Genomic DNA, 21202 nt, shown 5'->3' with positions numbered 1-21202 from the left:
CGCAGTGCGCGCACGGGCTGACCCTGGGGTAGGGCGAGCGCCCGTTCAGGGGCGCGGCCCCTTCCGGCCTCGGATCACCATCCGGGCGTCCGCCGCGGAGCTCGGCTCGGAACCGGCTGTCGGGTGTGTTCCCAACCCCAGCCGGCCCGGCCGGACCGGGCCGTTCGGGAATGTCAGGTCGAGTCGCCGGGCTGTAGGCAGCAGCTCGATCCTGAACAGGTACGACGCGCTCTCGGTCAGTGCCATGATCCCTCCTTCTGATCGTGTTCCGGAGCAGGGACTTACAACGGGACCATCCCGTCGACAATGTCGATGTAGTCACTACGTCAATGTAGCTGTGTCCCCATTGGACCGCAACCCCGGTTGCCTGCTCACGCACCTTTCTGGGCGCTCATTCGTGCAGTTTCGGGGAAACTGCACGAATCTTGGTCGATATTCGTGCGGTTTCCCCGGAAACAGCCCCCACTGCCGCCCTACCACCCCGCCCCGCTGGGCGCCACGTATCCGGAGAAGGTCGACATATCGGTGCGAGCCGGGGTTAATGTGAGGCTCGTACGGCTCGACGAGCCTGAGTACGGGGGTACTTCGAATGTCGCAGGAGCAGGAGAAGGACGGCGGGCTGGAGAAGCTCGAACACGAGGCCGCAGGCTTCATGAACCCGTTCAAGTGGGGCAAGAAGAAGAAGGAGGAGGCCCCGCCGCCACCCGCCGCGCAGGCGCCGCCGCCCCCGGCCGCCGCGCCCGCACCGCCGGCAGCGGCACCGCCACCGCCGACCGCGGCGGCGCCCCAGGCCCCGCCGGCGCCCGCGACACCGGCGGCAGCTCCGAAACCCGCTCCGCCGCCCGGGAAACCGGCCGCGGCGACCAAGGCCAAGCCGCAGGCGCAGCAGGAGCGCACCTACCGGGTCAAGGCCGGTGACACGCTCTGGGACATCGCCGCGAACTACTACGGCGACGGGCGGCAGTACATGAAGATCGCCAAGGCGAACAACATCGCGAATCCGAACCAGATCGACATCGGCTGGGTGCTGAAGATCCCCGACTGATGCGGCGAGGCGTTACCGGATACACGGCGGCGGGCCGATTGATTCACGGCCCGCCGCCTTAACCCGTGCGCGTGAGCAGGTCCGCGGTCTGGGTGGCGATCTCGCACTCCTCGTCGGTGGGCACGACGCAGACGGCGACCTCGGACCCGTCCGGCGAGATCAGGCGCTCGCCGCGGCCGGACGCCTCGTTGCGGGCCGGGTCCACCGCGATGCCCAGCCGCTGCAGCCCGGCCAGCACCTCGGCGCGCACCGGCGCCGCGTTCTCGCCGACCCCGGCGGTGAAGGTGACCGCGTCCACCCGGCCCAGCAGCGCGTAGTACGCCCCGACGTAGCCGGTCACCCGGGCGCAGTACACGTCGAAGGCCAGGGCGGCCCGCTCGTCGCCCTCGGCGCGGCGGCGCAGCACCTCGCGCATGTCGCCGTCGCCGCACAGGCCCTTCAGCCCGCTGCGCTTGTTGAGCAGGTCCTCGATCGCGTCGAAGCCCATCCCGGCGTGCCGGTGCAGGTGGAACACGACCGCCGGGTCGATGTTGCCGCTGCGGGTGCCCATCACCAGGCCCTCAAGTGGCGACAGGCCCATGCTGGTGGCGCTGCTCAGGCCGCCGCGCACCGCGCACGCGCTCGCACCGTTGCCCAGGTGCAGCGTGATCGTGTTGACGTCGGCGAGGTCGCGGCCGAGCAGCGCCGCGGTACGCCGGGACACGTACGCGTGCGAGGTGCCGTGGAAGCCGTACCGGGCGATGCCGTTCTCCTGCGCCACCTCGATGTCGATGGCGTAGGTCGACTGCGCCGGGCCGATGATGCGGTGGAACGCGGTGTCGAACACCGCCACCTGCGGCACGTCGGGCAGCTGCTGGCGCATCAGCTGGATGCCGAGCAGGTTGAGCGGGTTGTGCAGCGGGGCCAGCGGCACCAGCTTGGTCACCGCCTCCACCACGTGGTCGTCCAGCAGCGTCGGCGTGGTGAAGCGCAGCCCGCCGTGCACGACGCGGTGGCCGACCGCGTCCAGGCCGCTGGGGTCGATCTCGAACATCAGCTCGCGCAGCGCCTGCGCGTGGTTGGTGACGCGGTCGATCAGGCCGCCGTCGACGGAGGCGCCGTCGGCGAACAGGCCCCACTTGATCGAGGCGGAGCCGAGGTTGAGCACCAGGATCTTCACGACGCCACCTGGGACTGGATCGCGGTGATGGCCACCGTCGAGATGATGTCGCGCACGGTGGCGCCCCGGGACAGGTCGTTGACCGGCTTGCGCAGGCCCTGCATCACCGGGCCGACCGCGACCGCCCCGGCCGAGCGCTGCACCGCCTTGTACGTGTTGTTGCCCGTGTTCAGGTCCGGGAAGATCAGCACCGTGGCCCGCCCGGCCACCTCGCTGCCGGGCAGCTTGGTCGCGGCGACGCTGGGGTCGACGGCCGCGTCGTACTGGATCGGGCCCTCCACCGGCAGGTCGGGGCGCCGCTCGCGGACCAGCTTGGTCGCCAGCGCCACCTTGTCGACCTCGGCGCCGGTGCCGGAGCCGCCGGTCGAGTAGGACAGCATCGCCACCCGGGGCTCGACGCCGAACCGGGCGGCCGTCTCGGCCGACGACACCGCGATGTCGGCGAGCTGCTCCGGGGTCGGGTCGGGGTTGATCGCGCAGTCGCCGTAGACCAGCACGTGGTCGGCCAGGCACATGAAGAACACGCTCGAGGCGACCGAGACGCCCGGCTGCGTCTTGATGATCTCGAAGGCGGGGCGGATGGTGTCGGCGGTCGGGTGCACCGCGCCGGAGACCATCGCGTCGGCCCGTCCCGTGTGGACCATCATGGTGCCGAAGTAGTTCACGTTCGTCATCAGGTCGTACGCGATGTCGCGGGTCATGCCCTTGTGGGCGCGCATGCGCGCGTACTCCAGCGCGAACTCGTTGCGCCAGCGGGAGTCGGCGGGGTTGACCAGGCGGGCGTCGCCGAGATCGAGGCCGAGCTCGCGGGCCCGCTGCTCGATCTGGTCGACCGGGCCGAGCAGGGTCAGGTCGCAGACGCCGCGCCGGGTCAGCGCCTCGGCGGCACGCAGGATCCGCTCCTCGACGCCCTCGGGCAGCACCACGTGACGGCGGTCGGCGCGGGCGCGCTCGATCAGCTCGTACTCGAACATGAGCGGGGTGACGCGGTCGGGCCGGGACAGGTCCAGCCGCCCGGCCAGCTCGGCGGTGTCCACGTGCGACTCGAACAGGCCCAGCGCCGCGTCGACCTTGCGCTGGTTGTCGGCGCGCAGGCGGCCCTCCAGACCGGTCAGCGCGGCCACGGTGTCGTAGCTGTCCGAGGTGACCGTGAAGATCGGCAGCTCGACGCGGAACCGGCTGACCAGCTGGACCACTCGCGGGTCGGGCTCGATGCCCAGCGTCAGCAGCAGCCCGGCGACGGCCGCCTGGCCGCCCAGGTGCGCCGCGAACGTCGCCACGATCAGGTCGGGGCGGTCGCCCGGGGTCACCACCAGGCAGTTGTCGCGCAGGTGGTCCAGGAAGGTGGGCACCGAGGCGGCGCCCACCACGGCGCTGACCACATCGCGGGCCAGCGCGCCCGGGGTCGCCCCGTGCACCGGTGTCGCGTGCAGCGCGGCGGCCACCTCGGCCATGGTCGGGGCGGCGATGGCGGGCAGCTGCGGGATCGCGTACACCGGGACGGGCAGGCCGACCGGCGGCAGCGGCAGCACCTGCTCGGGCACCCGGTTGGCGACCACGGCCAGCACCGGCAGGTCGTTGCAGGCGTAGTAGGCGGCCCGGACCGCGTCGGTCAGCTCGACCGCGTCGTGGCCGTGGCCGTTGACCACCGGCAGCACCGAGGCACCCAGCTCACCGGCGATGCGCAGGTTCAGGCCGAGCTCATCGGGCAGCGCGGGCTCGTCCGGGCCTTCGCCGAGGGTACGGCCGAAGTCCGTGCCCACCACGATCACCGCGTCGCAGGCGCGCTCGAGCTGGTGGTAGTGCTCCAGGATCTCGCCGACGAGGTCGTCCATCCGGTGCGCGCCCAGCAGCGCCGAGGCGTGCTGGTAGCTCGGCCCGGCCGCGCCCGCGGTGCTGTAGCGGCTGCGCAGCAGCGCCACCACCGGGTCGGCCGAGTCGCCCTCCCGGGTGAGCGGGCGGAACACGCCCAACCGGCGCACCCGGCGGCTGAGCACCTCCGCCAGACCCAGCGCCACCGCCGACTTGCCACCGCCGGCGCCCACGCCGGTCACGTATACGCCACGAGCCACAACCCATACCGTACGGCCTGCCCGGCGCCGGTGAGCGGCGTACCCGCCCTGTGGAACGCGCTACTCGTCGTCCTCGTCCAGGCGCGCCAGCCAGGTGGCGAAGCGCTCGACCGGGATCTCGAACTCCGGGTTGAGGTCGATGAAGTCGCGCAGCCGCTCGGCCAGCCACTCCAGCGTGACCTGCTCGTCGCCGCGCCGCTCGACCAGCTCCTCGATCCCGCGATCGGTGAAGTACATCTGTGCCTCCGGTAAGAAAAGATCGCCGCTTCGGGTCACAGGATGCGGTTGAACCGCTTCTCGTGACCCGAAACGGCGATCATCGCCTAAAGGGTCGGCCGGTCAGGCCGGGCGCGGCAGGGCCGCTTCGAGCAGGGCGGCCTGCTCGACGTCGTGCAGCTTGGTGGAGCCCACGGCCGGGGCGGCCGCCGACGGGCGGGAGATGCGGCGCATGCGCACCCCGTCCAGGTGCTCCAGCAGGTTCAGCGCCACGAACGACCAGGCGCCCTGGTTGGCCGGCTCCTCCTGCACCCAGCAGAAGTCCTCGGCCGCCGGGTACTTGGCCAGCTCCGCCTTGACCTCCTCGACCGGCAGCGGGTACAGCTGCTCCAGCCGGATGATCGCGGTGTCGGTGATGCCCCGCTCCTGCCGCGCCTGGACCAGGTCGTAGTAGACCTTGCCCGAGCAGAACAGCACCCGCTTGACCCGCGCCGCGTCCAGCTGCGCCGTCTCGCCCAGCACCGGGGAGAAGGTGCCGGTGGTGAAGTCGGCCACCGACGACACCGCGAGGCGGTGGCGCAGCAGCGACTTGGGCGTGAACACGACCAGCGGCTTGCGCTTGGGCGACAGGGCCTGGCGGCGCAGCAGGTGGAAGTGGCTGGCCGGCGTCGACGGGATCGCGACGCGCATGTTGTCCTCGGCGGCCAGCTGCAGCCAGCGCTCGGGGCGGCCGGAGGTGTGGTCCGGGCCCTGGCCCTCGTGCCCGTGCGGCAGCAGCACGACCACGCTGGACTGCTGGCCCCACTTGACCTCGCCGGAGCTGATGAACTCGTCGATCACCGACTGGGCGCCGTTGACGAAGTCGCCGAACTGCGCCTCCCACAGCACCAGGGCGTTGGGGTTCTCGACCGAGTAGCCGTACTCGAAGCCCATCGCGGCGTACTCGCTCAGCAGCGAGTCCTGCACGTGGAAGCGGGCCTCGGGGCTGGCGACGCTGGTCACCGGCAGGAAGTCGCCGCCGGTGAGCGCGTCCACGATCGCGGCGTGGCGCTGCACGAAGGTGCCGCGGCGGCTGTCCTGGCCGGACAGGCGCACGGTCACGCCCTGCGACAGCAGGGTGCCGAAGGCCAGGATCTCGCCGAAGCCCCAGTCGATCTCGCCCTCGACCGCCATCTTGGCGCGCTTCTCCAGCAGCTGCTGGATGCGCTTGTGCGGGGTGAAGCCCTCGGGCAGCGAGGTGTGCGCCTCGCCGATGCGCCGGACCAGGTCGGCCGGGACCGCGGTGGCCACGGTCGGCTCGGGCAGCACCTCGCGGGCGCGGGTCAGCCGGCTGGACACCCCGGCGACGGCGTCGCGGGTGGCCTTGAAGACCGTCTCCAGCTGCGTCTGGTAGTCGCGCAGCGCCTCCTCGGCCTGGTCGACGGTGATGTCGCCGCGGCCGATCAGCTCCTCGGTGTAGAGCTTGCGCACCGAGCGCTTGGTGTCGATGATCTGGTACATCAGCGGGTTGGTCATCGACGGGTCGTCGCCCTCGTTGTGACCGCGGCGGCGGTAGCACACCAGGTCGATCACCACGTCCTTGTTGAACTCCTGGCGGTAGTCGAAGGCCAGGCGGGCGACGCGGACGACCGACTCGGGGTCGTCGCCGTTGACGTGGAAGATCGGCGCCTGGATCATGCGCGCGACGTCGGTGCTGTACAGCGAGGAGCGGCTGTACTCCGGGGCGGTGGTGAAGCCGACCTGGTTGTTGACGACCACGTGCACGGTGCCGCCGGTGCGGTAGCCGCGCAGCTGCGACAGGTTCAGCGTCTCGGCCACCACGCCCTGGCCGGCGAATGCCGCGTCGCCGTGGACCAGCAGCGGCAGCACGGTGTAGCCGTGCAGGCCCAGGTCGAGCCGGTCCTGCTTGGCCCGGACGATGCCCTCCAGCACCGGGTCGACCGCCTCCAGGTGCGACGGGTTGGCCGCCAGCGACACGGTGGTCGTGAAGGCGCCGTCGGGGCTGGTGAACTTGCCGGTCATGCCCAGGTGGTACTTGACGTCGCCGGAGCCCTGCGCGGTCTTCGGGTCCAGGTGGCCCTCGAACTCGCCGAAGATCTTCTCGTACGGCTTGCCGACGATGTTGGCGAGCACGTTCAGGCGGCCGCGGTGGGCCATGCCGATGACGACCTCGTCCAGGCCGCCCTCGGAGGAGGCCTGCAGCACCTCGTCCAGCAGCGGGATCAGCGACTCGCCGCCCTCCAGCGAGAACCGCTTCTGGCCGACGTACTTGGTCTGCAGGAACGTCTCGAACGCCTCGGCGGCGTTGAGCCGGCCCAGCACGTGCTTCTGCTCCTCGGGGGTGGGCTTGGTGTACTTCTGCTCCACCCGCCGCTGGATCCAGGTGCGCTCCTCCGGGTCGGTGATGTGCATGTACTCCACGCCGACGCGGCGGCAGTAGGAGTCGCGCAGCACGCCCAGGATGTCGCGCAGCTTCATGGTGTCCTTGCCGGCGAAGCCGCCGACCGGGAACGACCGGTCCAGGTCCCACAGGGTCAGCCCGTGCTCGCGGACGTCGAGGTCCGGGTGCTTGCGGATGTGGAACTCCAGCGGGTCGGTGTCGGCCATCAGGTGGCCCCGGACCCGGTAGGAGTGGATCAGCTCGATGACCCGCGCGGCCTTGTCGATCTGGCCCTCGGAGGTGTGCGCGATGTCCCGGATCCAGCGGACCGGCTCGTACGGGATGCGCAGCGCGGTGAAGATCTCGTCGTAGAAGCCGTGCTCGCCGAGCAGCAGCTCGTGCATGACCTTCAGGAACTCGCCGGACTGGGCGCCCTGGATGACCCGGTGGTCGTAGGTGCTGGTAAGCGAGATGATCTTGCTGACGGCCATGTCGGCCAGCTGGGCGTCGCTCATGCCGGAGAACGGCGCCGGGTACTCCATCGCGCCGACGCCGATGATGGCGCTCTGCCCCTGCATCAGGCGCGGGATCGAGTGGACGGTGCCGATGCCGCCCGGGTTGGTCAGCGAGATGGTGGCCCCGCCGTGGTCGTCCATGGTCAGCTCGTTCTTGCGGGCGCGCCGGACGATGTCCTCGTACGCCTGCCAGAACTGGCGGAAGTCCATCGTCTCGCAGCCCTTGATGGAGGGCACCACGAGCGTGCGGGAGCCGTCGGGCTTGGCCAGGTCGATGGCGATGCCCAGGTTCACGTGCGCGGGCACGATCATCGCGGGCTTGCCGTTGCTCTCGCCGAAGTGGTTGTTCATCTCCGGGTGGATGGCCAGCGCCCGGACCAGGGCGTACCCGATGAGGTGGGTGAAGCTGACCTTCCCGCCGCGACCGCGCTGCAGGTGGTTGTTGACCACGATGCGGTTGTCCGACAGCAGCTTGGCCGGGACGGCGCGCACGCTGGTCGCGGTCGGCACCTCCAGCGAGGCGCCCATGTTCTCGACGATCTTGGCGGCGATGCCGCGCAGCGGCACCACCGTGTTCCCGGCGGGCTCGGCCGGGGCGGCGGCCTTCGGGGCGGCGGCCTTCTCGGCCGGCTTGGCCTGCACCGGCGCGGGCTGGGCGGGGGCCGGGGCGGCGGGCTGCGCGGCGGCCGGCGCGGACTGGGCGGGCGCGGCGGCCTGCGCGGGCGCGGCCTTGGGCTTCGCGCTGGCGGGGGCGGCACCGTCGGCCGGCTTGTAGTCGGCGAAGAAGTCGTGCCAGGCGGGATCGACGCTGGTGGGATCGGCGAGGTACCGCTGGTACATCTCCTCCACGATCCACTCGTTCGGGCCGAAGCTCGCGAGCGGGTTGTCCTGCACTGAGCGGCCGCTCGGGCCGGCGCCCGAGCTCTGCTGGGTCGACACGGGTACTTTCGCCTCTTCCGCATGTCTTTAACGAGTACTCAGAAAACCGCGTCCCAGGCTACGCGCCCCCGTACGTCCGGGCACGGGCGGCAGGCCTCCGTGTCGCATGACACAGTCCCGACAGGTGGATTCCTGGGTGGAAGTCGGTGGATGTGTGCTACGCCACCGCGATCCAGGTCGCCTCGGCACGGGCGAGCAGGCCGCCGTCCGGGCCGTACAGCGAGGTCCGCACCAGCGCCTTGCGCCCCTCGCGGCGTACCAGGCGGCCCACCACGACGCACTCGTCGTCGGGTTCGGGCATGGCGTCGACGATGGCCGCGATCCGGCCCAGCACGAACGGGTGCTCGCCGGACAGGACCGTCCAGCCGCCGGGGCAATCCAGCGCCGCCCACAGCACCGGCAGGGACACCTGCGGCGGCACCGTGAACGTCGCCGCGGTGCGGCCGTCCGGCAGCGGGCCCGGGAAGATCCGCAGCCCGTCCGGCCGCTGCGGGCTGCACACGTAGCAGGTGGGGAAGGGGTGGCTGAGGTGGCCGGGGTAGCGGCCGCTCGCGGCGAGCGCCTCGGTGCGGCTCACCGGGGGCACCGGCTCGATCTCGGCGGTACGGGTCGTCGCCGTCGCCACCAGCAGCCCGCCGTCCCATACTGCCCAGCCGCCGTCGCCCTGGTCCACCACGGCCAGCGGCACGCCCACCGGCGGCGGCTGCCGCAGCGTCACCTCGACCGTCCCGGCCCCGGCGTCCACCGCCCCGGCCACGAGTCCGCTGGTCCAGCCGCCGTTGCCGGTGGCAGGCGGCCCGGTGCGATCGGCGTCGATCACGATGTGCTCGGTCATGCCGTTAAGCCTTTCACTCTTCACGTGCCGGTCACCCATCGCGGGTACAGGCTTTATCCAGCACTTCTACACAGTGAACATGACGCAGATGTTGTTGACCGCGGCCCCTACGGGCTACTCCGCGCTGATCGCGGGAGACGCGGCGACGGTGGAGGCGGCCCAGCGGCTGCGCTACCGCGTGTTCGCCGAGGAGATGGGTGCCCAGCTCGACCCGAGCGGGCTCGACGTCGACGAGTTCGACGCCTACTGCGACCACCTGGTGGTGCGCGAGGACCGCACCGGCGAGGTCGTCGGGACGTACCGGCTGCTGCCGCCGCAGCGGGCGATCTGGCTGGGCCGCCGCTACGGCGACAGCGAGTTCGACCTGACCTCGCTGCTGGTCCTGCGCGACCAGCTGGTCGAGGCGGGCCGCTCGTGCGTGCACCCCGACCACCGCACCGGTGCCGTGATCAACCTGATGTGGGCGGGCATCGCCAAGTACCTCGACCGGATGGGCTTCCGCTGGCTGTCCGGCTGCGCGTCGGTGCCGCTGGCCGACGGCGGCGTACAGGCCTCGCAGGTGTGGGACTACGTCTCGCGCAAGCACCTGTCCCCGCCGCAGCTGCGGGTGCGCCCGCTGCTGCCGTGGACCCCGCAGGCCGTCGAGAAGCCGGCGACCGCCGCGGCGGCCCCGTCGCTGCTGCGCGGCTACCTGCGACTGGGCGCCTGGGTGGCGGGCGAGCCCGCCTACGACCCGGCGTTCGGCGTGGCCGACTTCTACGTCCTGCTGGGCGTGGACCGGGTCGACCCGCGCTACATGAAGCACTTCCTGGCGTAGGCCGCCGTGTCGGTTTCACTGGCGAGCCCGGCCGGTCCCCGCTTTCCGGGCCGGGCTCGGACCGTACCCCCGCAGGTCCTCGACGATCTGTGGCGGCCCGCCGCGGCCTGCGGGCCGCAGTGCCGCGGCGTGCCGCAGTCCCGCGCCGGCCTGCTCCGCCGGGCGGCGCGGACGTCGGCCGCGACGGTCGTGCTGCTGGTCGGGGTGGTGCTGCCGTGGCGGGCCGACCTGCTGGCCCGCGCGCTGCTGCGCGCGCTGGGCGTGCGGCTGCGGGTCGAGGGGCCGCCGATCGCGCCGGGCGCGCTGCTGGTGGGCAACCACGTCTCCTGGCTCGACATCGTGGTGGCGGTGGCGCTGAGCGGGCGGGTACGGGGGCTGCGCATGGTGGCCAAGGCCGAGGTGGCCGCCTGGCCGGTGATCGGCCGGATCGCCCGCCGCCAGCGGACGATCTTCGTGGACCGGGCCCGGCCCCGGCGGCTGCCGCTGACCGTGGCCGAGGCCGCCGCCGCGCTGCGGGCAGGCGACACGGTCCAGGTCTTCCCGGAGGGTACGACCACCTGCGGCTCGCACCAGGTCCGCTGGCGCAGCGCCTTCTTTCAGGCCGCCCTGGACGCCGGCGCGCCGGTGCAGCCGTTCACGCTGCACTACGACCACCCGGCCGCCTCGTTCATCGGCGAGGACACCCTGGTCGAGTCGCTGCGCCGGGTGCTGGCGGCCCGGTCGCTGCGGGTGACCGTCACGACCGCCCCGCCCCAGCCCGCGTTCTTCTCCCGCCGCTCTACTGCTGCGGCATCGGCTCTGCGGCCTTAATCGGCGTCACGCTCCGCGTTCGCTCCGCATGACGCCGAGCGGCCTGCAACCGCCGATGCCTGGGTTCGAGCGGACCGTGACGCGGTTCTCAGGAAGCGTTCAGGGATTGCACAGCGGAGGGAGAGGGTTCGGGCGCAGGATGGGGTAATGCCGGAGGCGAACCTGCTGGTGGTCGAGGACGACCCCAACATCCTGGAGCTGCTGTCCGCGAGCCTGAGGTTCGCGGGGTTCGACGTCAAGGCGGTCGGCGACGGCGCGACCGCCCTCGACGCGGCCGCCAAGAACCGACCAGACCTGGTCGTGCTCGACGTGATGCTGCCCGACCTCGACGGGTTCGAGGTGATCAAGCAGCTGCGCGCCGACCGCGGCCGGGTGCCCGTGGTGTTCCTGACCGCCCGCGACGCCACCGACGACAAGATCCGCGGGCTGACCCTGGGCGGCGACGACTACGTCACCAAGCCGTTCAGCCTGGAGGAGCTGACCGCGCGCATCCGCGCGGTGCTGCGCCGCACCAACGGTGAGGACACCGAGTCGCCCAAGCTCGTCTTCGCCGACCTGGAGCTGGACGAGGAGACGCACGAGGTGCGCCGCGCCGGCAACCTGGTGCAGCTGTCGCCGACCGAGTTCAAGCTGCTGCGCTACCTGATGCTGAACCCGAACCGGGTGCTGTCCAAGGCGCAGATCCTCGACCACGTGTGGAACTACGACTTCCGGGGCGACGACAACATCGTCGAGTCGTACATCTCGTACCTGCGCCGCAAGATCGACAACGTCTCGCCGCGCCTGATCCAGACGCTGCGCGGAGTGGGATACGTGCTGCGCAAGCCGACGTCGTGAAGCCGTTCGCGCTGATCGCGCGGTGGCGCACCCACCAGCCGCTGCGGGTGCGGCTGGTGGCGCAGACCATGCTGCTGCTGGTGCTGGCCATCGTGCTCATCGGCGTGGCCAGCCACGTGGCGATGCGCCGCTACCTGACCGGCAAGATGGACGACGACCTCGTGGCCGCGGCCGGCCAGGTCCAGCAGTCGGTGACCAACGACAGCGGCGTGCGGAACCATGTCGTGCTGCTGCCCAGCGAGTTCCTGGTCGCCATGCCCCGGGATCTGGTGGTCGAGCCCAGCGACAAGCCGTGGACGGTCATCCGCACCCAGTTCATGTCGGAGCTGGACGAGCCGCAGCTGCCCGCCAAGCCCAGTGACCTGCGCGACAAGGTCGGCCAGTTCATGACGGTCAAGGCGGTCGACGGCGCGCCCACCTGGCGGCTGCGGGTCGAGTCGCTGCCCGGCAACCACGTCTTCGTGGTGGGGGAGCAGACCAGGGCGATCGACGACGCGCTGCAGAAGCTGCTGTGGATCAACATCTACGGCGGGGCGGCCGTGCTCATCCTCGCCGCGATGATCGGCACCGAGCTGGTCCGCCGCAGCCTGCGCCCGCTCAGCGCGATCGAGAAGACCGCCGGTGCGATCGCGGGCGGCGACCTCACCCGGCGCGTACCCGATCCGGAGCAGGGCGAGCCCGTCGCGCGTACCGAGGTGGGCTCGCTGGCCAGATCGCTCAACTCGATGCTGGCCCAGATCGAGACCGCGTTCACCGCCCGCGCCGCCTCGGAGACCTCGGCCCGCGCGGCCGAGTCCGCCGCCCGCGACGCGGCCGTGGCCGCGCAGGTGTCGGAGAACCGGGCCCGCCGCTCGGAGGAGAAGATGCGCCGGTTCGTCGCCGACGCCTCGCACGAGCTGCGCACCCCGCTGACCACCATCCGCGGCTTCGCCGAGCTGTACCGGCAGGGCGCGGCGCGCGCGCCGGAGGAGACGGCGGCGCTGGTCAAGCGGATCGAGGACGAGGCCCAGCGGATGGGCCTGCTCGTCGAGGACCTGCTGCTGCTGGCCCGGATGGACCAGGAGCGCCCGCTGCGCCCCACGCCGGTGGAGCTGCGCGTGCTCGCGGTCGAGGCGGTGCAGGGCGCCCGCGCGATGGACCCCCACCGCCCGATCGGCCTGGTCGTCACCCCGGACTCGGGCGAGCTGCTGGTGCTCGGCGACGACGCCCGGCTGCGCCAGGTGCTCGGCAACCTCACCAGCAACGCCCTGGCGCACACGCCACCCGGCACGCCGGTCGAGTTGCGGCTGGGCCGCGACGGCGAGCAGGCTGTGATCGAGGTGGCCGACGAGGGCCCCGGCCTCAGCGAAGACCAGCGGGAGCGGGTCTTCGAGCGGTTCTACCGGGCCGACGCGGCGCGTACCAGGCGCGGCGACGGGCACGTGAGCACCGGCCTCGGGCTGGCCATCGTGGCCGCGCTGGTGGCGGCGCACCACGGCACGGTCGAGGTCGACAGCGAACCGGGCAAGGGCGCGGTGTTCCGGGTACGCCTGCCGCTGGTGGACCTCGTCGACGAGCTCGATGAGCACGAGCCCGGCCCGCTGGCCGCGAATTCCGGCGCTGACCGCGCGCAGACCTGACGACTCACAGAAAAGTTCCAGACCGATCCCAGAACGAACGCAGCGACACAGGGAAGACTAGGACCATGAGCGAGATCGACAAGCCCCCGTACGGTGCGCAGCCTCCGGCCGAGGGCAACCAAGCAGCGCATCCGGACCCGGCTCAGGGCGCGGCCCCGCAGGCCGCCCACGATCCCGCGCCGGCGGTGTGGTCGCCTCCGTCCGACACCCCCTCCTCCCCGGTGTCGGCCGCACCGGCCGGGCCCGAGGCGGGACAGCCCGCGTCGGGCCCGGCCGCAGACCTGCCCACGGCCCAGCAGCCCGCCGTCCCCCCGGTGCCGGGCCACGTGCCCCAGCACGCGGCCGGCCAACCGCAGTACCCCGGCTACCCGGCCGGCGGCTACCAGACCTACCCGCAGGCGGGCGGGTACCCCCACAGCGGCGGCTACCCGCAGGCGGGCGGCTACCCGACCGGGGGCTACCCGACGGCCCAGCACGCGTACGGCACGCCGACCGGCGCCACCTGGACCCCGCCCGGCAGCCAGCAGCAGCAGAAGGGCAGCGGGCTCGGCGGCACCATCGCCAAGATCGCGATCGGCTCGGTCGCCGCGGTCGTGCTCGCCGTCGGCTCCGGCATCGCCGGCGCGGTGATCGCCACCCGGTACGCCGACGACGGCAAGATCACCGTGTCCACCGGCTCCACCGCCGCCGCACCGGTCATCGACCGCGGCTCGCTGTCGGCCGTGGCCGCCGCCCTCTCGCCCAGCGTGGTCAACATCTCCACCGGCTCCGGCGAGGGCTCCGGCATCGTGCTCACCGAGGACGGCTACATCGTCACCAACAACCACGTGGTGGCCGGTGCGGCCGGACGCGAGGTCACGGTGACCCTGGCCGACGGCAAGAAGGTCAAGGCCACCATCGTCGGCACCGACCCGCGTACCGACCTGGGCGTGGTCAAGGCCGAGGCCAAGGGGCTGAAGTTCGCCACGTTCGGCAACAGCGACCAGGTCGCCGTCGGCGACACCGTGCTGGCCATCGGCAGCCCGCTCGGCCTGCAGGGCTCGGTCACCGCCGGCATCATCAGCGCCCGCGACCGCACCATCTCCGTCGGCGAAAACCGGGGCACCTCGCTGTCCGGCCTGCTGCAGACCGACGCGCCGATCAACCCGGGCAACTCCGGTGGCGCCCTGGTCAACACCAAGGGCGAGATCGTCGGCATCAACACCGCCATCGCCACCAACGGCAGCGGCGACGGCAACATCGGCGTCGGCTTCGCGATCCCCAGCAACAAGGCCAAGTCCGTGGCCGAGCAGATCATGAACGGCAAGCCGGTGAGCCACCCGTACCTGGGCGTCTCCGTGACCGCGGCCGACACCGGCGGCGCGTCCGTCGGCTCGGTGAGCGAGAACAGCCCGGCGGCCAAGGCCGGGCTGCAGAAGGGCGACGTCATCACCAAGTTCGCCGGGCGCATCATCAACGACTCGGACGACCTCGTGTCGGCTGTCCAATCGGGCACCGTCGGCCAGCAGGTGACCGTCGAGTTCACCCGAAACGGTGAGGCGAAGACGGCAACGGTGACGCTGGGCGAAGCGTCCTAACAGCAGCACAAGACCTGTGCCTCCTCCCCACAAGGACGGCGGGCGAGCAAGGACCATCGGGGTTGGTCCAGCTCGCCCGCCGTTCGCCTGCGGGGGACGGGGCCGGCCGCCCGGCTACTTGACGGGGGTCGCGCCCGCGCCGTAGAAACCGGCGGTGCGCGTGTCTGAGATCCCCCTGCCTCCTGCCGTGGCGGCCCGCCCCCGGGACCAGCGGGGCTATCCGGTGCCCGCGATCACGCCGTGGCAGGGTGACCAGCCCCGGTTCGCGGCCACGGGCATCGCCCGCACCTACATCTGCGCCGTGGAACGACGCTGCTCCATCTGCGGGCTGACCATGGCGGCCGGTCCGGTGTGGCGGGTCGTCGCCGGACCCGAGGCCGACGCGATCGCCGCGGGGCTGGCCGGGCCGGGCGCGTACGCCAACGCGGCCGCCACCGCCGAGGCGCCGGGGCACCGCGCCTGCATGCTGTACGCGGCCGTGGCCTGCCCGTACCTCGCCCATCCGACCGCGCGCCGGGGGCAGGACGCGGTGACGCCGACGCTGGCCGCGCACCGGGGCGACCGCGGCGGCGGCGGGGCGGTCGCCGGCTTCGCCGCGTACCGGTTCCGGATCCAGCAGGGCACGGTGCTGTTCCGCTTCACCGAACCCGCCGAGCTCCTCGCCCACACCGCCGGTACGGAGCAGCTGGACCGACTCGTCGCCGCGATCGCCGCCGAGCCGCCCCCGCCCGGCCCGGGACCGGGCTATCTGGACGATGACGAGGCGGCGGCCGAACGCAGGTGCACCGAGTTGCTCTCCCGCCAGGACGCCGTGACCTGACCCGTCCACTTCGGTCGCCCGCGGCCCTTGCGCCCTCCCCTATGCTTCGGCCCGGCAGATCGACAGGGGGAGGAAGCTCATGCGTGCCTTGGTGATGCGAGACCGGGCGGTTCGGGCCGCGGTGATCGCGGCGTCATTGGCGGTGGTGGCGGGGTGCGGGCCGAAGGACTCGCCCGGGGCCGCGCCGGACCCGAGCGCGGCACCGGCCGCGCCGGCGGTCAAGGAGGGGTCGCTGCTGGTCTCGGACGGCAGCGAGACGGTGCGCATCGACGGCAGGCCGGTCGAGTTCCCGACCGCGGTGACCGAGGCGGCCTGGTCGCCTGACGGCAGCCGGGTGGCGTTCGTGGACGGCGACGGCGACGTCGCCACGGCGCGGCCGGACGGCACCGGCCTGAAGAAGCTGACCACGGCCAGGGCGGGCGTGAAACGCAGCCGTCCCGCATGGAAGGAGGGCGGCGTCGAGATCGCCTTCACCGAGACGTCGGGTGGCAAGGACCGCCTCGTCAGCGTCTTCGGCAACGGCGGCCTGCAGTACGACCAGCAGCGCGAGCAGCCGACCAGCCTCTCCCCGGACGCCGCGGAGACCGGCAACTCGGCGCTGACCGCCAGCCCAGGCGGCGACCACGCGATCGACCTCGCCTACCAGCACCGGGGCGCCAAGGGCGGCGAGGTCTGGGTGGTGGACCTCTACCAGCGCGAGCCGTTCGGCATGAAGCTGGCCGACGGCACCGAGCCGGCGATCTCGCCGGACGGCCTGCACGTGGCCTTCGTCGCCGCCAACGGCGAGGTCTCCGTCATCGAGGTCAAGGACAAGGCCAAGCCCGCGCAGATCACCTTCGGCGCGGCCAAGCCCTCGCACCTGACCTGGACGCCGGACGGCAGGAACGTCGCGTACCAGACCCCGTCCGGGGTGGAGTCGGTCGCGGCCCAGGTGCCCAAGGGCGCGAAGGAGAACCCCGCGACGGAGCTGTCGCCGATCACCGGCGTGCCCACGTTTCTGGGCCGGGCGACCGACCGGGTGACGCGCCTGTCCGGCGCCGATCCGGTCGGCACCGCGCTGGCCGCGTCGCAGCTCGCCTGGCCGACCAAGACCAGGCCTTTCGTGCTGTGCGAGTGCGCGGACGTGATGGATCTGGTGATCGCGCCCGCCGACCGGCCCGAGCTGGCCCTGACGGCGGCCCGGATGGCCACCGGAGGGCGCTCCGGCTTCCTGCTGACCGGCGGTGCGGAGCTGGACGCCAAGGTCGAGGCCGAGATCAAGCGGATCTTCGGCGCGATCGACCCGAAGGTCGGCGGCAGCCCGTCCGCGCACGTCGTCGGGGACAGGTCGGTGCTCTCCGACAAGGTGCTGAACCGGCTCAAGGCGCTCGGCTTCACGGTGGACCGGGTGCCCGGCGCGGACCGGTTCGCCCTCGCCGCGTCCCCGGCGCTGGCGGGCGAGCCCCAGGGGGCCTCGGAGGTCGTGCTGGTCTCGGTGACCGACCCGACCTCGCTGGGGGCGGCGTACGCCGGGGAGTACTACGGCGCGAGGGTGCTGCTCACCGACGGGGGCAAGATGCCCGTGCCGACCGCGGCGTTCCTGGCGCAGCTGGGCCCCGACGCGAAGGTGGTGGCGGCGGGCACGGCGGCCGACGCCCTGGCCGCGTGGCCGGCCCGGCCGAAGAAGCTGAAGGCGACCGAGCTGCGCGGCGCCGACGACGCCGCCACGGCCGTGCTGCTGCTCGACCGGTACGCCGGTTTCGCGGCCCGGCCGATCCTCGTCTCCAGCGCCGACCCGGTCGGGTTCGCCGTCGCGGCGGGCCAGTCGCAGGCCCGGCCGGTGCTGGCGATCGACCCTGCGGCGCTGCCCCCGGCGCTGGCGGACTGGCTGGCGCTGTCGTCGGCCGGGATCGACGAGGTCTGGGTGCTGGACGGCGCCGGGAGGTTCCCGACCGGGGTGCTGGACACCGTGGGCGCCCGGATCAGCGGCCCGCTGGGCCTGGCCGCCAAGTCCTGAGCTGATACGGAACTGCCCGCCCCGGGGAGGCGGCCCCGGGGCGGGCAGAGTACTGCGGAGGGCGGGTCAGTTCAGCGCGGGCTCCGCGTCGTTGGCGGCGTGGCGCGGCCCGGCGACCGGCGCCGCGGGCTGCTCGACGTCGACGGCGACCGGCCGCGCGCCCTTGCTCCGGCGGTTGCGCATCCGCTGCTTGAAGCCCTCGATCAGCGAGTAGCCGACCGGCACCAGCACCAGGGTGAGCAGCGTCGAGCTGACCAGGCCGCCGATGACCACGACCGCGAGCGGCTGCGAGATGAACGCCGACGACTCGGTGAGCCCCAGCGACATCGGCAGCAGCGCGAAGATGGTCGCCGCGGCGGTCATCAGGATCGGCCGCAGGCGGCGCCGGCCGCCCTCGATGATCGAGTCGCGGATCGACATGCCCTGCTCGCGGTACTGGTTGATCAGGTCGAGCAGCACGATCGCGTTGGTGACCACGATGCCGACCAGCATCAGCATGCCGATCATGGCGGCCAGGCCCAGCGGCTGGCCGGTCGCCAGCAGCGCGAGCAGCGCACCGGTCGCCGCGAACGGGATCGACACCAGCAGGACCATCGGCTGGGCCAGGCCCCGGAAGGTACCGATCATCACGATGAAGACCAGTGCGACCGCGACACCCATGGCCAGGAACAGGTCGCCCATGGCCGACTGCTGGCTCTCCAGCACGCCACCGATCTTGTAGGTGGCGCCCTCCGGCAGGTCGAGCGACTTGAGCTTCTCGTCCAGGTTCTTGCTGAGCGTGCCCAGCGCCTCGGCGGTGGGGGCGCCGGTCACCTTCGCGGTGCGGACCTGCTCCACGCGGTTGATCTGGCTCGGGCCGGCGACCGTGGTCACGTCGGCGACGTCGTCCAGGCGCAGCCCGCCGGCGATCGGCAGCGCGCGCAGCGCGGCCAGGTCGACCGGGGCGGCGCCGGTACGCAGGATCACCGGCTGCTCGATGCCGTTGATGACCGCGCGGGTCACCGTCGTACCGCGGAAGGCCTGGTTGACGAGCTGGCCGACGGCGGCGTCGGTGAGCCCGACCCGCGCGGCGGCCGGCCGGTCGAGGGCGACCTGCACCTGCGGGGTGCTGGCCGACAGGTCGCTCTCGACGTCGGTGAGCCCGTCGACCTGCGTCAGCGCGTCCTTGACCTGCTGGGCCGCCTGGCGCAGCGTGGCGTCGTCGGCCGCGTTGACCGACACCTCGACGTTGGACGAGCCGAGGCCGCCCTGCACCGCGCCGACCACGACCTCGCCGACGGCCGTGTCGTCCAGCGCGTCGATCCTGTCGCGCAGGGTCTCGGTGAGCTTGGCCTGGTCGACCTCGGCCTCCGAGGTGACCTGGAACCGGGCCTTGGTGGTGTCGGGGGCGCCGCCGCCGAACATGTTGCCGCCGCCGCCGACGGTCACCTGGTACGACTTCACGCCCTCGGTGCTGCTGAGGACCTCCTCGACTCGCTTGGCCGCCGCGTCGGTGGTGGCCAGGTCGGTGCCGGTGGGCAGCTGCTGGGTGATCGAGAACGAGTTGCCCGAGCTGCCGATGAAGCTGGTCTCGATGCGGCTGGCCAGTCCGACCGTGCCGAAGAAGATGACCGCCGCGACGACCAGGGTGATCGCGCGGTGGCCCAGCGACCAGCGCAGCACCGGGACGTACACCCGCTGCAGCGGGCTGCGCAGCTCCTTGGCCTCGGCCTTCTCCCGGATCTCGGCCAGCTCCTCGGCGGTGCCCTGCGGCGACTTGAGGAACCAGTACGCCAGCACCGGCACGATGGTCAGCGACACCAGCAGCGAGGCGAGCAGCGCCGCGGTGACGGTCAGGCCGAACGGGCCGAACAGCTGCCCCACGAACCCGCCGACCAGCGCCACGGGCAGGAACACCGCGACCGTGGTCAGGGTCGAGGCGGTGACCGCGCCGGAGACCTCCTTCACCGCGGTGAGGATGGCCTCCTTCTTCGGCTCGCCGTACTCCAGGTGGCGCTTGATGTTCTCCAGGACCACGATCGAGTCGTCGACGACGCGGCCGATGGCGATCGTCAGACCGCCCAGGGTGAACAGGTTGAGCGAGTAGTCGCCGGTCCACAGCGCGATCAGCGCGATGACCACGCTGACCGGGATCGAGACCGCGGTGACCAGGGTCGAGCGGACCGACAGCAGGAAGACCAGGATCACCAGTACGGCGAAGGCCAGGCCCAGCGCGCCCTCGGTAGTGAGGCTGCTGACCGAGCGCTCGACCTCGGGCGCCTGGTCGAACACGACCTGCAGCGCGCCGCCGGTGCCGAGCTGCGCGGCGAGCTCGGGCAGCTTGTCGTTGACCGCGTGCGAGATCTCGACGGCGTTCGCGCCGGGCTTGGCGGTGACGCCGACGCCCAGGCTGGGCTTGCCGTTGGTGCGGGTCAGCTGGGTGGCCGCGGCCGGCGCCGAGGCCAGCGTGGCGACGTCCTTGAGCTGCGTCAGCGGCTTGGGCGCGGTGCCCGGGGCCGGTGCGGCCGGACGCGCGGCGCCCGCGGCCGGGGTCAGGTAGAGGTCGCCGAGCTGGGCCAGCGTGGTGAAGCGGCCGCCGACGGCCACGGAGTAGGTGAGGCCGCCGTCGGCGATCACGCCGCCGGGCATGCTGACGCCGTTGGCGGTGAGCGCGGTGATGACGGCCTGGGCCGAGAGGCCGCGCGCGGCCAGCTTGGCCGGGTCGAGGTCGATGGTGACCTGCGGGTCGCGGGCGCCGGACAGCGTCGCCTCGCGTACGCCCTCGAGGTTGTTCAGGGCCGGCAGCACCACGGCCCGCAGCCGTCGCGCCAGCTCCTGGTCGTCGCCGCCCGCGCCGCTGGCGGCGAGCTGGACCACCGGGAAGTCGTCGGTCGAGCCCGCGAAGACGGTCGGGTCGACGTTGGCCGGCAGGCGGCTGTCGATGCGGCTGAGCGCCTGCTGGATGTCGCCCTCGACCTTGTCCACGTCGACGCCGAAGTCGAAGGTGATGGCGACGGTCGCCGAGCCGTTGCGCGACACCGAGGTGATGCCGGTGGCCCCGTCGACGCCCGCGACCGCCTGCTCGATCGGGATGGTGACCTGGCTTTCGACGATCTCCGGGGTGGCGCCGGGGTACGCGGCGAGCACCGAGACGTTCGGGAACTGGATGTCCGGGAACATCTGCTGGCGCAGCTGCGGTAGCACGTACGCGCCGACACCGAGGATCGCCACGGTGATCAGGGCTACGAGACCGCGACTGGCGAGGCTCAGCCTGGTCAGGAACGACATCTCTTCGACTCCAGGGGGAGGGTGCAGCGGTGAGCGGGGGCGGGCGGCCCAGGGAGGGTCGTCCGAGTTCAGCCGCAGTCAACCAGGTCTACTCGCACGAACCCTGAACCGAAGCTGAAAGCCAACCGAAAGCCCCGAGTGCTCTCCGTCACGCCCCGCCCGCCCGTTCAAGATCCAGGTCAAGTCGCCCGGCGACTGTGGGTAACAAGCGCCCAAGATACGCCCAACCACCTGGCAACTCGGGACGTCTTGCGCAGATCGGGCGGTGACTTTCAGCATTTATTCGGGTCGCGTGCAG

At 72.3% G+C, this 21202-nt stretch carries 14 protein-coding genes; 8 read left to right on the top strand and 6 right to left on the bottom strand.

The annotated features are described in order from the left end of the window. Positions 1–589: 589 nt before the first annotated feature. Positions 590–1045, top strand: a complete 456-nt coding sequence (locus tag QEZ54_RS02215; RefSeq protein WP_281302736.1) for a LysM domain-containing protein — start codon at positions 590–592, stop codon at positions 1043–1045. Positions 1046–1103: 58 nt separating this feature from the next. Here the strand turns inward: QEZ54_RS02215 and QEZ54_RS02210 are convergent, their stop codons facing one another. The 5 genes from QEZ54_RS02210 to QEZ54_RS02190 form a co-directional block, all read right to left on the bottom strand. Continuing rightward, complete coding sequence (locus QEZ54_RS02210) at positions 1104–2204, bottom strand: acetate kinase (RefSeq protein WP_281302735.1); 1101 nt, start codon at positions 2202–2204, stop codon at positions 1104–1106. Next, positions 2201–4276, bottom strand: coding sequence for a phosphate acetyltransferase (gene pta / locus QEZ54_RS02205; protein ID WP_281302734.1), 2076 nt, complete (start codon positions 4274–4276; stop codon positions 2201–2203). The genes QEZ54_RS02210 and pta overlap by 4 nt, the downstream gene beginning before the upstream one ends. Before the next feature lie 60 nt (positions 4277–4336). Beyond that, a complete protein-coding gene (locus tag QEZ54_RS02200) occupies positions 4337–4513 on the bottom strand; it encodes a DUF6104 family protein (RefSeq protein WP_281302733.1) in 177 nt (58 codons plus the stop codon). Positions 4514–4615: 102 nt separating this feature from the next. After that, entirely contained in the window at positions 4616–8281 is a 3666-nt protein-coding gene (locus tag QEZ54_RS02195; RefSeq protein WP_281303021.1) for a multifunctional oxoglutarate decarboxylase/oxoglutarate dehydrogenase thiamine pyrophosphate-binding subunit/dihydrolipoyllysine-residue succinyltransferase subunit, read from the bottom strand. A gap of 202 nt (positions 8282–8483) precedes the next feature. Then, positions 8484–9161 (bottom strand): hypothetical protein, encoded by a 678-nt coding sequence (locus QEZ54_RS02190; RefSeq protein ID WP_281302732.1) that lies wholly within the window; start codon positions 9159–9161, stop codon positions 8484–8486. 79 nt (positions 9162–9240) lie between these two features. Between QEZ54_RS02190 and QEZ54_RS02185 the strand changes: the two genes are divergently transcribed. The 7 genes from QEZ54_RS02185 to QEZ54_RS02155 all read left to right on the top strand — a co-directional run bounded on the left by QEZ54_RS02185 (position 9241) and on the right by QEZ54_RS02155 (position 17637). Then, a complete protein-coding gene (locus QEZ54_RS02185) occupies positions 9241–9978 on the top strand; it encodes a GNAT family N-acyltransferase (protein WP_281302731.1) in 738 nt (245 codons plus the stop codon). A 6-nt stretch (positions 9979–9984) separates the two neighbouring features. Next, positions 9985–10788 carry a lysophospholipid acyltransferase family protein gene (locus tag QEZ54_RS02180; protein WP_281302730.1) on the top strand — a complete coding sequence of 268 codons (804 nt, stop codon included), beginning with the start codon at positions 9985–9987 and terminating at the stop codon, positions 10786–10788. A 147-nt stretch (positions 10789–10935) separates the two neighbouring features. Continuing rightward, positions 10936–11625, top strand: a complete 690-nt coding sequence (locus QEZ54_RS02175; protein ID WP_281302729.1) for a response regulator transcription factor — start codon at positions 10936–10938, stop codon at positions 11623–11625. 68 nt (positions 11626–11693) lie between these two features. Then, on the top strand, positions 11694–13244 hold the full coding sequence (locus QEZ54_RS02170) for a HAMP domain-containing sensor histidine kinase (RefSeq protein WP_281303020.1): 1551 nt from the start codon (positions 11694–11696) through the stop codon (positions 13242–13244). A 65-nt stretch (positions 13245–13309) separates the two neighbouring features. Beyond that, positions 13310–14821 (top strand): trypsin-like peptidase domain-containing protein, encoded by a 1512-nt coding sequence (locus tag QEZ54_RS02165; RefSeq protein WP_281302728.1) that lies wholly within the window; start codon positions 13310–13312, stop codon positions 14819–14821. Between the two features lie 160 nt (positions 14822–14981). Further along, positions 14982–15641 (top strand): hypothetical protein, encoded by a 660-nt coding sequence (locus QEZ54_RS02160; protein WP_281302727.1) that lies wholly within the window; start codon positions 14982–14984, stop codon positions 15639–15641. A gap of 79 nt (positions 15642–15720) precedes the next feature. After that, positions 15721–17637 (top strand): hypothetical protein, encoded by a 1917-nt coding sequence (locus QEZ54_RS02155; RefSeq protein WP_281302726.1) that lies wholly within the window; start codon positions 15721–15723, stop codon positions 17635–17637. 66 nt (positions 17638–17703) lie between these two features. Here QEZ54_RS02155 and QEZ54_RS02150 read toward each other — a convergent pair whose 3' ends face one another. Further along, a complete protein-coding gene (locus QEZ54_RS02150; RefSeq protein WP_281302725.1) occupies positions 17704–20904 on the bottom strand; it encodes an efflux RND transporter permease subunit in 3201 nt (1066 codons plus the stop codon). Positions 20905–21202 lie beyond the last annotated feature (298 nt).

Origin of the sequence: Catellatospora sp. KI3 (assembly GCF_029948125.1) — a bacterium.
In the GTDB taxonomy this organism is placed as follows: Bacteria; Actinomycetota; Actinomycetes; order Mycobacteriales; family Micromonosporaceae; genus Catellatospora.
The sequence above is the reverse complement of the archived record's forward strand: the minus strand, read 5'-3'. Positions and strand labels throughout refer to the sequence as shown.

What these genes read in the sequence shown, in the direction of transcription:
- QEZ54_RS02155 (WP_281302726.1), top strand. Translation starts at nt 15,721, where the DNA reads ATGCGTGCCTTGGTGATGCGAGACCGGGCGGTTCGGGCCGCGGTGATC.
- QEZ54_RS02215 (WP_281302736.1), top strand. Translation starts at nt 590, where the DNA reads ATGTCGCAGGAGCAGGAGAAGGACGGCGGGCTGGAGAAGCTCGAACAC.
- QEZ54_RS02175 (WP_281302729.1), top strand. Translation starts at nt 10,936, where the DNA reads ATGCCGGAGGCGAACCTGCTGGTGGTCGAGGACGACCCCAACATCCTG.
- QEZ54_RS02185 (WP_281302731.1), top strand. Translation starts at nt 9,241, where the DNA reads ATGACGCAGATGTTGTTGACCGCGGCCCCTACGGGCTACTCCGCGCTG.
- QEZ54_RS02150 (WP_281302725.1), bottom strand. Translation starts at nt 20,904, where the DNA reads ATGTCGTTCCTGACCAGGCTGAGCCTCGCCAGTCGCGGTCTCGTAGCC.
- QEZ54_RS02200 (WP_281302733.1), bottom strand. Translation starts at nt 4,513, where the DNA reads ATGTACTTCACCGATCGCGGGATCGAGGAGCTGGTCGAGCGGCGCGGC.
- QEZ54_RS02165 (WP_281302728.1), top strand. Translation starts at nt 13,310, where the DNA reads ATGAGCGAGATCGACAAGCCCCCGTACGGTGCGCAGCCTCCGGCCGAG.
- QEZ54_RS02190 (WP_281302732.1), bottom strand. Translation starts at nt 9,161, where the DNA reads ATGACCGAGCACATCGTGATCGACGCCGATCGCACCGGGCCGCCTGCC.
- QEZ54_RS02170 (WP_281303020.1), top strand. Translation starts at nt 11,694, where the DNA reads ATGCTGCTGCTGGTGCTGGCCATCGTGCTCATCGGCGTGGCCAGCCAC.